At 69.3% G+C, this 13,063-nt stretch carries 11 protein-coding genes; 6 read left to right on the top strand and 5 right to left on the bottom strand.

What is annotated here, in order from left to right:
- Nucleotides 1-8: 8 nt before the first annotated feature.
- The 5 genes from J8M50_RS21025 to J8M50_RS21005 are packed head-to-tail and all read right to left on the bottom strand — an operon-like array spanning nt 9 to nt 5,032.
- Nucleotides 9-329: an L-rhamnose mutarotase gene (locus J8M50_RS21025; protein WP_010353674.1), complete on the bottom strand. Its 321-nt coding sequence runs from the start codon at nt 327-329 to the stop codon at nt 9-11.
- Between the two features lie 35 nt (nt 330-364).
- Nucleotides 365-1,447, bottom strand: coding sequence for a rhamnose ABC transporter substrate-binding protein (gene rhaS, locus J8M50_RS21020; RefSeq protein WP_010353675.1), 1,083 nt, complete (start codon nt 1,445-1,447; stop codon nt 365-367).
- Between the two features lie 27 nt (nt 1,448-1,474).
- A complete protein-coding gene (locus J8M50_RS21015) occupies nt 1,475-2,464 on the bottom strand; it encodes an ABC transporter permease (protein ID WP_029183849.1) in 990 nt (329 codons plus the stop codon).
- Entirely contained in the window at nt 2,457-3,521 is a 1,065-nt protein-coding gene (locus tag J8M50_RS21010) for an ABC transporter permease (protein WP_010353677.1), read from the bottom strand. Before J8M50_RS21010 ends, J8M50_RS21015 begins: the two co-directional genes overlap by 8 nt.
- Nucleotides 3,518-5,032 carry a sugar ABC transporter ATP-binding protein gene (locus J8M50_RS21005; RefSeq protein WP_010353678.1) on the bottom strand — a complete coding sequence of 505 codons (1,515 nt, stop codon included), beginning with the start codon at nt 5,030-5,032 and terminating at the stop codon, nt 3,518-3,520. Before J8M50_RS21005 ends, J8M50_RS21010 begins: the two co-directional genes overlap by 4 nt.
- A 249-nt stretch (nt 5,033-5,281) precedes the next feature.
- Between J8M50_RS21005 and rhaI the strand changes: the two genes are divergently transcribed.
- From rhaI to J8M50_RS20975, 6 genes are all read left to right on the top strand, one after another.
- Entirely contained in the window at nt 5,282-6,442 is a 1,161-nt protein-coding gene (rhaI, locus tag J8M50_RS21000) for an L-rhamnose isomerase (protein WP_010353679.1), read from the top strand.
- 118 nt (nt 6,443-6,560) lie between these two features.
- A complete protein-coding gene (locus J8M50_RS20995; RefSeq protein WP_010353680.1) occupies nt 6,561-8,600 on the top strand; it encodes a bifunctional rhamnulose-1-phosphate aldolase/short-chain dehydrogenase in 2,040 nt (679 codons plus the stop codon).
- 56 nt (nt 8,601-8,656) lie between these two features.
- Nucleotides 8,657-10,033 (top strand): rhamnulokinase, encoded by a 1,377-nt coding sequence (locus tag J8M50_RS20990; protein WP_010353681.1) that lies wholly within the window; start codon nt 8,657-8,659, stop codon nt 10,031-10,033.
- Between the two features lie 121 nt (nt 10,034-10,154).
- Nucleotides 10,155-10,910: a (Fe-S)-binding protein gene (locus J8M50_RS20985; RefSeq protein WP_010353682.1), complete on the top strand. Its 756-nt coding sequence runs from the start codon at nt 10,155-10,157 to the stop codon at nt 10,908-10,910.
- Nucleotides 10,907-12,376: a LutB/LldF family L-lactate oxidation iron-sulfur protein gene (locus J8M50_RS20980; protein ID WP_029183851.1), complete on the top strand. Its 1,470-nt coding sequence runs from the start codon at nt 10,907-10,909 to the stop codon at nt 12,374-12,376. Before J8M50_RS20985 ends, J8M50_RS20980 begins: the two co-directional genes overlap by 4 nt.
- Nucleotides 12,373-13,032 carry a LutC/YkgG family protein gene (locus J8M50_RS20975; RefSeq protein ID WP_029183852.1) on the top strand — a complete coding sequence of 220 codons (660 nt, stop codon included), beginning with the start codon at nt 12,373-12,375 and terminating at the stop codon, nt 13,030-13,032. The genes J8M50_RS20980 and J8M50_RS20975 overlap by 4 nt, the downstream gene beginning before the upstream one ends.
- The last annotated feature ends 31 nt before the right edge of the window (nt 13,033-13,063 follow it).

The raw sequence follows: 13,063 nt of genomic DNA, 5'->3' as shown, positions 1-13,063 counted from the left end.
CTACAGGGTCACGCGAGGTGGAAGACCTCGGTGAGCGGTTTCATGGCCTCGTCCGGCCGGGCGCCGTCCAGCGACTCGAAGAACGGCGCCATCTCGGCCTGCCAGCGGGCGTTGACGTCGGTGGCCTCCATGCCGGCCTGCGCGGCGGCGAAGTCGTCGGTCTCCAAGTAGCCGACCAGGAGCCCGTCTTCGCGCAGGAACAGCGAGTAGTTGCGCCAGCCGGTGGCGCTGAGCGCGTCCAGCATCTCCGGCCACACCTCGGCGTGGCGCTCGCGGTACTCGTCGAGCCGGTCCGCGCGGACCTTCAGCAGAAAGCAGACGCGCTGCATCAACGCCCCCTGAATTTTAGAGAACTGACGGTCGATCAGAAGTTGAACTGGTCGATGTTCTTCGCGTCGAACACGGTCGGCTTACCCAGCGTGATCACGCCGTTCGCGCCGATCGTGTACGTCGTCGCCCCCGCCTTGAAGGTCTCGCCCTCCTTGCCGGTGATCTGCCCCGAGGACAGCGCGACGGCCGTACGCGCCGCGAGGTCACCGAGCTTCGCCGGGTCCCACAGCTCGAACGCCTCGACGGTGCCGTTCTTGACGTAGTTGCGCATGTCGTTCGGCGTACCGAGGCCGGTGAGCTTGACCTTGCCCTTGTACTTGGAGCCGGAGAGGTACTGGGCGGCGGCCTTGATGCCGACGGTGGTCGGGGAGATGATCCCCTTCAGGTTCGGGTACTCCTGGAGGAGGCCCTGGGTCTGCTGGAAGGACTGCTGCGCGTCGTCGTTGCCGTAGGCGATCTTGACGAGCTTGATGTCCTTGTACTTCGGGTCCTTCAACTCCTGCTTCATGAAGTCGATCCACGCGTTCTGGTTGGTCGCGGTCTGCGCGGCCGACAGGATCGCGATCTCGCCCTTGTAGCCGATCTGTTCGGCGAGGAGCTGCACCTCGGTGCGGCCGAGGTCCTCGCCGCTGGCCTGCGAGATGAACGCGTTGCGGCACTCGGGGTTGGTGTCCGAGTCGTAGGTGACGACCTTGATGCCGTTGCCCATGGCGGTCTTCAGCGCCGGGCACAGCGCGCCCGGGTCCTGCGCGGAGACGGCGATCGCGTCGACCTGCTGCTGGGTGAGCGTGTTGACGTAACTCACCTGGCCGGAGGTGTCGGTGGCGCTGGACGGGCCGACTTCCTTGTAGCTGGAGCCGAGTTCCTTCAGCGCGGTCTCGCCGCCCTTGTCGGCGGAGGTGAAGTAGGGGTTGTTGACCTGCTTCGGCAGGAAGCCGACGGTCAGCCCCTTCTTGGTCGCGGCGTTCGGGTCGGCCTTGCCGCCGGTGCTGGCGGCTCCGCTGTTCTCGGTCTTGACGTCTTCCTTCGTGGTGCCGCCGCACGCGGTGGCGGTGAGGGCGAGGGAGGAGACGGCGGCGAGGGTGACGCAGGCGCGGCGGAGGGTGGTCTTGCGCATGGCGGGTTTCCTTTACGAGAGCGGGAGTTACGACGTCGGTGTCGAGGCGGCTCGTCTGCCCGCCCTCGCGACGGAGATCTGGCGTGCGACCCGGGGGCCGAGCACCGAGATGACCAGCAGGACGCCGGTGACGACGATCTGCGACTGTGCGGAGACGTCCTGGAGGCTCATGACGTTCTGCGCGGTGCCGAGCAGGAACACCCCGGCGATGGCGCCCCCCAGGGTCCCCTTGCCCCCGTCGAAGTCGATGCCGCCGAGCAACACGGCGGCGATGACGGAGAGTTCGAGGCCGGTGGCGTTGTCGTAGCGGGCGCTGGAGTAGTGCAGCGCCCAGAAGATGCCGGTCAGCGAGGCCATCAGACCGGTGACGACGAACAGGATCAGCTTGCCCCGCTTGACCCGGATGCCGGCGAACCGCGCGGCCTCCTCGCTGGCGCCGATCGCGAACACGGACCGCCCGAAGGGGGTGGCGTGCAGGACGACGACCGCGATGGCCAGCAGCACGACGAACGGCAGGAACGCCTGCGGCAGGAAGCTGTCCCCGACCCGCCCGGCCGCGAAGTCGAGGTACTGGGACGGGAAGTCGGTGACCGCGTCGGAGCCGAGGACGATCTGGGCGATCCCCCGGTAGGCGGCGAGCGTCCCGATGGTGACGGCAAGGGACGGCAGGCCCAGGCGAGTGACGAGCAGCCCGTTGATCAGCCCGCACACCACGCCGAGCGCGAGGCAGATGGGGATGATCGTCTCGATCGTCATCCCCTCGTTCCACAGCCGCCCCATGACGGCCCCGGACAGCCCGGCGGTCGAGGCGACGGACAGGTCGATCTCGCCGGACACGACGAGCATCGTCATCGGCAGCGCGATGAGCGCGATCGGCAGCGTGTTCCCCAGCAGGAACGACAGGTTGAGCGCGTTGCCGAACCCGTCCACGGTGGTGAAGGAGAGCAGCAGCAGGACGACCAGCAGGCCACCGACGACGGTGTCCCAACGGACGGCCCTGGTCAGGGACTCAGGCACGGGGATCACCCTTCTTCTGTACGCCGTTGGCGGCGATCCGCGCCGCCCCCGCCTTCTTCTTCAGCGAGGCCGCGACCCGCACCGCGACCACCCGGTCCACGGCGATGGCGAGCAGCAGCAGGACCCCGTTGATGGCGAGCACCCACACGGAGCTGACCCCGAGCGCGGGCAGCACGCTGTTGACGGACGTCAGCAGCAGCGCGCCGAGCGCGGCGCCGTACACGCTCCCGGAGCCGCCGGTGAAGACGACCCCGCCGACCACGACGGCGCTGACGACGGTGAGTTCGTAGCCGTTGCCGGTCCCGGAGTCGACGTTCCCGAACCGCGCCAGGTACAGCGCGCCCGCGAGCCCGGCGAGGGCCCCGCAGAACGTGTACGCGGCGAGGATCCGCTTGCGGACGGGGATACCGGCGAGCCGGGCGGCCTCGGGGTTGGAGCCGAGTGCGTACAGCTCGCGTCCGCTGCCGAAGTGCTTGAGGTAGTAGGCGGTCGCGACGAGCACGGCCAGCGCGATGAGCGCGAGGTAGGGGACGGCGGAGATGCCGCCGGAGCCGAAGTCGACGAAGGAGCCGGGGAGGTTGGCGGCGGTGATCTGGCGGGAGCCGACCCAGATGGAGTCGATGCCCCGGATGATGTAAAGGGTGCCGAGGGTGACGACGAGCGCGGGGACCTGGCCGAGGCTGACGAGCAGCCCGTTCAGGAGCCCGAACCCGATCCCCAGAAGCACCGCCAGGACGATCGCGATCACCGGGTTGCCGCCGCCGTGCAGGTACGTACCGGCGGCGAAGGCGCTGATGCCGAGTGTGGAGCCGACGGACAGGTCGACGTTCCTCGTGATGACGACCAGCGACTGGCCGGTGGCGACCAGGACCAGGATCGTCGCGTTGAGCAGCAGGTCCTTGATGCCCTGCTCGGAGAGGAACTCGCTGTTGCCGGCCTGGGTGATGGCGATCATCACCAGGAAGACGACCAGGATGGCGAGTTCACGCATCTTGACGACACGGTCGACGAGCCGGGTCCCGGAGGACTTCGGCACCTCGACGGGCAGGGCGCTCATGCGGCCCTCCCGGTGGCTGCGGCCATCACGGTTTCCTCGGTGGCGTCGGAACGGGAGATCTCGGCGGCGATCCGGCCCTCGTGCATGACGAGGACGCGGTCGGCCATGCCGAGGATCTCGGGCAGGTCGGAGGAGATCATCAGGACGGCGACCCCGTCGGCGGCGAGTTCGCTCAGCAGGCGGTGCACCTCGGCCTTCGTACCGACGTCGATCCCCCGGGTGGGCTCGTCGACGATCAGCACCTGGGGGCCGGTGGCCAGCCATTTCGCGAGGACGACCTTCTGCTGGTTTCCACCCGAAAGAGTGTTGACGGTGTCGGCCAGCCGGGCGTACTTGACCTGGAGCTTGACGGCCCAGTCGAGGGAGCGGCTGCGCTCGGCGCCCCGGTCCATGAGGCCGGCCTTCACGGTCGTACGAAGGCCCGTGAGGCCGATGTTGCGCTCGATGGACATGTCCATCACGAGGCCCTGGGCGCGCCGGTCCTCGGGGACCAGGGCGAGCCCGGCGGCCATCGCGACGGACGGGGCGCCGTTGGTGAGGTGCCTGCCGTCCACGACGACCTCGCCGCCGTCCCAGCGGTCGATGCCGAACACGGCCCGCGCGACCTCGGTACGGCCGGCGCCGACGAGCCCGGCGAGGCCGACGATCTCGCCGCGCCGTACGTCGAAGGAGACGTCGGTGAAGACGCCCTCGCGGGTCAGGCGGCGCACGCTCAGGGCGACGGCGCCGGGGGTGACGTCCTGCTTCGGGTACAGCTCGTCCAGGTCACGGCCGACCATGCGGCGCACCAGGTCGTCCTCGGTCATGCCGTCGATCGGCTCGCTGGCGATCCAGGCGCCGTCGCGCAGCGTCGTCACCCGCTGGCAGATCTCGAAGATCTCCTCCAGCCGGTGCGAGATGAACAGCACCGCCGCGCCCTGTTCGCGCAGGGTGCGGACGACGCCGAAGAGGCGGGCGACCTCGCTGCCGGTGAGGGCGGCGGTCGGCTCGTCCATGATCAGGACCCGGGCGTCGAAGGAGAGCGCCTTCGCGATCTCGACGATCTGCTGGTCGGCGATGGACAGGCCGCGCGCCGGGCGGTCGGGGTCCAGGGCGACGCCCAGGCGGGTCATCAGGGCCGCCGTCGCCTCGTGGGTGGCCTTGTGGTCGATACGGCCGAGGGCGCGGCGCGGCTGGCGGCCCATGAAGATGTTCTCGGCGATCGACAGGTCGGGGAAGAGCGTCGGCTCCTGGTAGATCACGGCGATTCCGGCGTCGCGGGCGTCGCCGGGGCCGTGGAAGACGACCGGTGCGCCGTCCAGCAGCACCTGGCCGGCGTCCGGCCTGTGCACCCCGGCGAGCGTCTTGATCAGCGTCGACTTGCCCGCGCCGTTCTCCCCGGCGAGCGCGTGCACCTCTCCGGGGTACAGCTCCAGGGAGACGCCGCGCAGGGCGCGGACGGCGCCGAAGGACTTGGCGACGTCCGTGAGCGCCAGCACCGGGGCGGGTCCCGGGTCGGACGGGTGGGTCATGGGGACTCCTCGACGACGACGCCGGCGGTGAGCCCCACGACGTCGTGAAAGGTTTCAACTGGATTGCCGGGACCGTAGGCACCACGGGCATGTCACGTCAATGGGTCCGTCTCGAAAAAATTTCGATAGTTGAAGGTCACGCGACGGTCACGGAGAACCCGCCCGGCCGGAGGGGTTGACACTCCCCCGGCTCGCTCATAGCTTCCCTTTCTGAATCGTTTCATCCGACGCCTGCCTCTGGAGCCCGAAGTGACCGATCTCGCCGCGGTGAAGACCGCACTGAAGAACCAGGCCGTCGAGACGCCGTCGTGGGCGTACGGGAACTCGGGCACTCGCTTCAAGGTGTTCGCCCAGCAGGGGGTTCCGCGTACGCCGTGGGAGAAGCTGGACGACGCCGCCCAGGTCCACGCGTTCACCGGCGTGGCCCCTACCGTCGCCCTCCACATTCCGTGGGACAAGGTCGAGGACTACTCGGCACTTGCGAAACATGCGGAGGAGCGGGGGCTCAAGCTGGGCGCCATCAACTCCAACACGTTTCAGGACGACGACTTCAAGCTCGGGAGTGTCTGCCACGCGGACGCCGCTGTGCGGCGCAAGGCCGTCGGGCATCTGCTTGAGTGCATCGACATCATGGACGCCACCGGGTCCCGGGATCTGAAGCTCTGGTTCGCCGACGGGACCAACTATCCGGGGCAGGACGACATCGTTGCCCGGCAGGAGCGGCTGGGTGAAGCGCTCGCCGAGGTGTATGCGCGGCTCGGTGACGAGCAGCGGATGCTGCTGGAGTACAAGTTCTTCGAGCCCGCGTTCTATGCGACCGATGTGCCGGACTGGGGGACCGCCTACGCGCACTGTCTCAAGCTCGGGCCCAAGGCTCAGGTCGTCGTCGACACGGGGCATCATGCGCCGGGGACCAACATCGAGTTCATCGTCGCGTTGTTGCTGCGGGAGGGGAAGCTCGGGGGGTTCGACTTCAACTCCCGGTTCTACGCGGACGATGACCTCATGGTGGGGGCCGCTGATCCGTTCCAGTTGTTCCGGATCATGTATGAGGTGTCTCGGGGTGGGGGGTTCTCTTCCGAGGTGGCGTTCATGCTGGATCAGTGTCACAACCTTGAGGCGAAGATTCCGGCGATCATTCGGTCGGTGATGAATGTTCAGGAGGCGACGGCGAAGGCGCTGCTGGTCGACCGGGAGGCGTTGGGGGTGGCTCAGGTCGCTGGGGATGTGCTGGCTGCTAACGCGGTGATGATGGATGCGTTCAACACTGACGTGCGGCCGTTGTTGCGGGAGGTTCGGGAGGAGATGGGGTTGGACGGGGATCCCATCGCTGCGTATGCCCGGTCCGGGTGGGGCGAGAAGATCGTGGCTGAGCGTGTGGGTGGGCAGCAGGCTGGGTGGGGTGCGTAAGCGTCTGCCTGGTTCCGATTCGTTGCGGGGTGCGGGCCGTATGTGGTTGCTCGCGCAGTTCCCCGCGCCCCTAAAAGAACTCGATCCAGCCGTCTCTCTAGAAAGCTAAGGAAAGATCATGTCCACCCATCCCGAGGCCGCTGCCCTTATCGCTCGGTCGCGTCGGCTTGGTGCCGATCCTCGTAACACCAACTATGCCGGGGGGAATGCGTCCGCCAAGGGGGACGCCGTCGATCCTGTTACCGGGGGCGATGTGCCGTTGATGTGGGTCAAGGGGTCCGGGGGTGATCTTGGGACTCTTACCGAGGCCGGGCTTGCTGTGTTGCGGCTTGATCGGTTGCGGTCGCTTGTTGGTGTGTATCCCGGTGTTGAGCGCGAGGACGAGATGGTTGCCGCGTTTGATTACTGCCTGCATGGGAAAGGAGGGGCCGCTCCTTCCATCGATACCGCCATGCATGGGCTTGTCGATGCCGCGCACGTCGATCATCTGCATCCCGACTCCGGGATCGCGCTCGCCTGTGCCGCCGATGGGGAGAAGTTGACCGCCGAGTGTTTCGGGGACACGGTCGCTTGGGTGCCCTGGCGGCGGCCCGGTTTCCAGCTCGGGCTGGACATCGCCGCCATCAAGGAGGCCAATCCGCAGGCCATCGGCGTGGTTCTGGGCGGGCATGGGATCACCGCGTGGGGGGACACCGCCGAGGAGTGTGAGCGGAACTCGCTGCACATCATCCGGACCGCCGAGGAGTTCCTTGCCGCGCGTGGGAAGGCCGAGCCGTTCGGTGCGGTGATCGAGGGGTACGAGGCTCTGCCGGACGCCGAGCGGCTGGAGCGGGCCGCTGCTCTCGCGCCGTACGTCCGTGCGCTCGCGTCTCAGGACAAGGCGCAGGTCGGGCACTTCAACGACTCGGCGCCGGTGCTGGAGTTCCTTGCGCGTGCCGAGCACCCTCGGCTGGCCGCGCTGGGGACGTCCTGCCCCGACCACTTCCTGCGGACCAAGGTCCGGCCGCTCGTCCTCGACCTGCCGCCGGCCGCTCCGCTGGAGGACGCGGTGGCGCGGCTGAAGGAGCTGCACGCCGAGTACCGCGAGGAGTACGCCGCTTACTACGCGCGGCACGCTTCGGAGGACTCGCCCGCTCTGCGCGGCGCCGACCCGGCGATCGTGCTGATTCCCGGTGTCGGGATGTTCTCCTTCGGCAAGGACAAGCAGACCGCGCGGGTCGCCGGGGAGTTCTACGTCAACGCGATCAACGTGATGCGCGGGGCCGAGGCGGTCTCGTCGTACGCGCCGATCGAGGAGTCGGAGAAGTTCCGGATCGAGTACTGGGCGCTGGAGGAGGCCAAGCTCCAGCGGATGCCGAAGCCCAAGGCGCTCGCGACCCGGGTGGCGTTGGTGACCGGTGCCGGGAGCGGGATCGGGAAGGCGATCGCTCAGCGGCTGGTGGCCGAGGGGGCGTGTGTCGTCGTCGCGGACCTCAACGCCGACAACGCGGCTGCTGTGGCCGAGGAGTTGGGCGGCTCGGACAAGGCGGTCGCCGTCACGGTCGATGTGACGTCCGAGGAGCAGATCGTTTCGGCCTTCAAGGCCGCCGTGCTCGCCTTCGGTGGTGTGGATCTGGTCGTGAACAACGCCGGGATCTCCATCTCCAAGCCGCTCCTCGAGACTTCGGCGAAGGACTGGGACCTCCAGCACGACATCATGGCGCGCGGGTCGTTCCTCGTGTCGCGGGAGGCCGCGCGGGTGATGACCGCGCAGGGGATCGGCGGGGACATCGTCTACATCGCCTCCAAGAACTCCGTCTTCGCCGGTCCGAACAACATCGCGTACTCCGCGACCAAGGCCGACCAGGCGCACCAAGTCAGGCTGCTGGCCGCCGAGTTGGGCGAGCACGGGATCAGGGTCAACGGGGTCAACCCCGACGGGGTCGTGCGCGGGTCCGGGATCTTCGCCGGGGGCTGGGGTGCCCAGCGGGCGGCGACCTATGGGATCGAGGAGGAGAAGCTGGGCGAGTTCTACGCGCAGCGGACCATCCTCAAGCGCGAGGTGCTGCCCGAGCATGTCGCGAACGCCGTGTTCGCGCTGACGGGCGGGGAGTTGACGCACACCACGGGGCTGCATGTGCCGGTCGACGCGGGTGTGGCCGCCGCGTTCCTGCGGTGAGCGGGCGTCAGAAGGCTTACGCGGCCGTCGACTTGGGCGCGTCCAGTGGACGTGTGATGGCCGGCCGCGTGAGCCCCGACTCGCTGGAGCTGACGGAGGTGCACCGGTTCGCCAACCGGCCGGTGCGGCTTCCGGAGGGGCTGCGGTGGGACGTACTCGCCCTGTACGCCGGGGTGTTGGACGGGCTGCGCACGGTCGGTCAGGTCGACTCCGTCGGCATCGACAGCTGGGCCGTGGACTACGGGCTGCTGGACGCCGACGGGGTGCTGCTCGGCAACCCCGTGCACTACCGGGACTCCCGTACGGAGGGGGTCGCGGAGAAGGTGTGGGCGTCGGTTCCGGCGGCGGAGCTGTATGCGGCGACCGGGTTGCAGTACGCGCCCTTCAACACGCTGTACCAGCTTGCCGCCGAGCGACTCCGAGGCGCTGAACGCCTGTTGCTCATCCCCGACCTGCTGACGTACTGGCTGACCGGCGAGCAGGGCACCGAGCTGACCAACGCGTCGACGACCCAGCTGATCGATCCCCGGACCCGGGGCTGGTCTCGCGAGGTCGCCGAACGCGTCGGCATCGACCTGGAGTTGTTCGCGCCGCTGCGGCAACCCGGCGACCGTGCCGGGGAGTTGCTGCCCGCCGTGCTGGAGGAGACGGGGCTCACCGGCCCCGTCCCGGTGACGGCCGTCGCCTCGCACGACACCGCCTCCGCCGTGGCCGCCGTCCCCGCCGGGAGCGAGCGGTTCGCGTACATCAGCACGGGGACCTGGTCGCTGGCCGGTCTGGAGCTGGACGCGCCGGTCCTCACGGAGGAGAGCCGGGCCGCGAACTTCACCAACGAGCTGGGGATCGACGGCACGGTCCGCTACCTGCGCAACATCATGGGGCTGTGGCTGCTCCAGGAGTGCGTACGGGCCTGGGGCGAGCCGGACTTGGGGCTCCTTCTGCGGGAGGCCGCCGCCGCGCCGGCGCTGCGGTCGGTGGTGGACGCGGGAGACGCGGCGTTCCTCGCGCCGGGGCGGATGCCGGAGCGGATCGCCGAGGCGTGCCGGGCGTCGGGGCAGCCGGTTCCTCAGGCGCGGGGCGAGATCACCCGGTGCATCCTCGACTCCCTGGCCCTCGCCCATCGCCGGGCGATCGAGGACGCCCAGCGGCTCGCCGATCACCCCGTCGACGTCGTCCACATCGTGGGCGGCGGGACGCGTAACGCGCTGCTGTGCCAACTGACCGCCGACGCCTGCGGGTTGCCGGTCGTGGCGGGGCCGACCGAGGCCGCCGCGCTGGGGAACGTGCTGGTGCAGGCGCGGGCGCACGGCCTGGTCGGCGACCGGGCCGACATGCGGCGCCTGCTGGTCCAGAGCCTGCCGCTCACCCGGTACGAGCCCCAGGGGGGAACGGACCGGTGGCGCGAGGCGCAGGAGCGGCTCGGGGGGCGGTGAGGGGCACTCCCGCAGACCGGGTGGGGTGCGCATCCTCAGGACCGCACCCCACCCCTTCTCCCCTCCCGCCCCGTCTCCGACTACCCTGCACTCATCCGATGACTGACCCCGAGGAGCTGCGATGCGTGTCGCTCTGTTCCTGACCTGTGTCAACGACACGCTGTATCCGGACACCGGCCGGGCCGTGGTGAAGCTCCTGTCCAGGCTGGGCGTCGACGTGGACTTCCCGATGGCGCAGACGTGCTGCGGGCAGGCCCACTACAACACCGGGTACCGGCATCAGGCGGAACCGCTGGCCCGGAAGTTCTCCGATGTCTTCGGGGGGTACGACGCGATCGTCACCCCGTCCGGGTCGTGCGGGGCGATGGTGCGGGAGCTGTATCCCCGGATGGGCGAGCGGGCGCGGGCGGAGGGCCGGGGCGACTCGCTGGCCACCGTGCTCGCGCCGGTCGTGCCGAAGACGTACGAGCTGACGGAGTTCCTGGTGGACGTGCTGGGGGTGACCGACGTGGGGGCCTACTACCCGCACACGGTGACCTACCACCCGACCTGCCACGGGCTGCGCAGCCTCGGGCTCGGCGGGCGGCCGTACCAACTCCTCAAGGCCGTCAAGGGACTTGAGCTGGTGGAGCTGCCGGGGGCGGAGGAGTGCTGCGGGTTCGGGGGGACCTTCGCGATGAAGAACTCCGACGTCTCGGCGGCGATGGGCGCGGACAAGGTCCGCAACGCCGCGTCGACCGGCGCGGAGGTGCTGTGCGCCGCCGACAACTCGTGTCTCATGCACATCGGGGGGACGATGACCCGGCTGAAGACCGGCATGCGGCCGGTGCACATCGCGGAGATCCTGGCGAGCACGGAGGAGGAACCCGCCGTATGAGTGGAACGTTCGTAGGGATGCCGGCGTTCCCGGTGGCCGCGAAGGAGGCCGTCGGCAACGCGACCCTGCGCGGGAACCTGCGCCACGCCACGCACACGATCCGCGCCAAGCGCGCCAAGGCCGTCGCCGAGGTGTCGGACTGGGCCGAGCTGCGCGAGGCGGGCAAGCAGATCAAGGACCACACGCTGCGCCATCTCGACCGGTATCTCGTCCAGTTGGAGGAGTCGGTCCAGGCTGCGGGTGGCACCGTGCACTGGGCGGCCGACGCCGACGAGGCGAACCGGATCGTCACCCAACTGGTCAAGGAGACCGGCGAGTCGGAGGTCGTCAAGGTCAAGTCGATGGCCACGCAGGAGATCGGCCTCAACGAGGCGCTCGAAGCGGAGGGCATCCACGCGTACGAGACCGATCTCGCCGAGCTGATCGTCCAGTTGGGCAAGGACCGGCCCTCGCACATCCTCGTCCCGGCGATCCACCGCAACCGGGGTGAGATCCGGGACATCTTCCGCGCCGAGATGAGCGAGTGGGGCCGCCCGGCGCCCGAGGGCCTCACCGACACGCCCGCCGAACTCGCCGAGGCGGCCCGGCTGCACCTGCGGGAGAAGTTCCTGCGGGCCAAGGTCGGCGTCTCCGGCGCGAACTTCATGGTCGCCGACACCGGCACTCTCGTCGTCGTCGAGTCCGAGGGCAACGGCCGGATGTGCCTGACCCTCCCCGAGACGCTGATCTCGGTCGTCGGCATCGAGAAGATCGTCCCGACCTGGCAGGACCTGGAGGTCTTCCTCCAGACCCTGCCGCGTTCGTCGACGGCCGAGCGCATGAACCCGTACACGAGTACCTGGACGGGTACGACGGACGGCGACGGGCCGCGCGTCTTCCACCTCGTCCTGCTGGACAACGGGCGCAGCGACACCCTCGCCGACGAGGTCGGACGGCAGGCGCTGCGGTGCATCCGCTGCTCGGCGTGCCTGAACGTGTGCCCGGTGTACGAGCGGGCCGGGGGGCACGCCTACGGCTCGGTGTATCCGGGGCCGATCGGCGCGATCCTCAGTCCCCAACTCCGGGGCACGGCAAGCGAGATCGACGCCTCGCTGCCGTACGCGTCGTCGTTGTGCGGGGCCTGTTACGAGGTGTGCCCGGTCGCCATCGACATCCCCGAGGTGCTGGTGCATCTGCGGGAGCGGGTCGTGCAGGGCGGGCCGGTCGTGCGGGAGGGGAACCGGGTCGTGCTGAAGCCCGCGAAGGGGCATGCCGCCGAGCGGGCCGCGATGCGGGCGGCGGGGTGGGCCTTCGGGCGGGCCGGTGCGCTGCGGGCGGGGCAGCGGGTCGCTTCGCGGAGCCGGCGGTTCCATCCCCGGACGCTGCCCGGGCCCGGCAAGGCGTGGAGCGGGACGCGGGATCTGCCGACGGTTCCCGTCGAGCCGTTCCGTGACTGGTGGCAGCGGACCCGAGGGGGCGCGAAGTGAGCAGCAGGGAACGGGTGTTGGGGCGAGTGCGTCGCGCACTGGCGGATGTGCCGCGTGACGATGCGCCGGTGGAGCGGGGGTATCTGCGGGAGCACGGGGGGCTGAGTCCGGCGGAGTGTGTCGAGCTGCTGGCGGAGAATCTGGCGGATTATCGGGCGATCGTGCACCGGACGGAAGAGCAAGAACTCGACGATCTGATCATGCGACTGCTCTCCGCGCGGGGTTCCGAACATGTCCTGGTGCCTCCCGGCCTGCCTCCGCACTGGCTGGCCTCCGCCGACCCGGTACGCATCCACGATCGCGCCGCCAACACGCCTGCCTACCTCGACAAGATCGAGAGCGTGATCACCGGCTGCGCTCTCGCCATCGCCGAGACCGGCACGATCGTCCTGGACGGCAGTCCTGGCCAGGGACGACGCCGGATCACCCTCATCCCCGACCACCACATCTGCGTCGTCCGCGTGCCGGATCAGGTCGTGTCCTCCGTACCGCAGGCACTCGAACGGCTGGACCCCTTGCGGCCGTTGACCTGGATCTCGGGTCCGTCGGCGACGAGTGACATCGAGCTGGACCGGGTCGAGGGTGTGCACGGGCCCCGGACGCTGGAAGTGATCCTGGTAAGCAGTGACAACGGTGGTGAACAAGCGCTTAGATAGGAGCGTCCGTGCCGCCTCTCCTGCCGGAGGC

The sequence above is a fragment of the Streptomyces acidiscabies genome, from assembly GCF_020010905.1.
Lineage (GTDB): Bacteria > Actinomycetota > Actinomycetes > Streptomycetales > Streptomycetaceae > Streptomyces > Streptomyces acidiscabies.
This window is presented reverse-complemented; position numbering and strand designations above follow the sequence as displayed.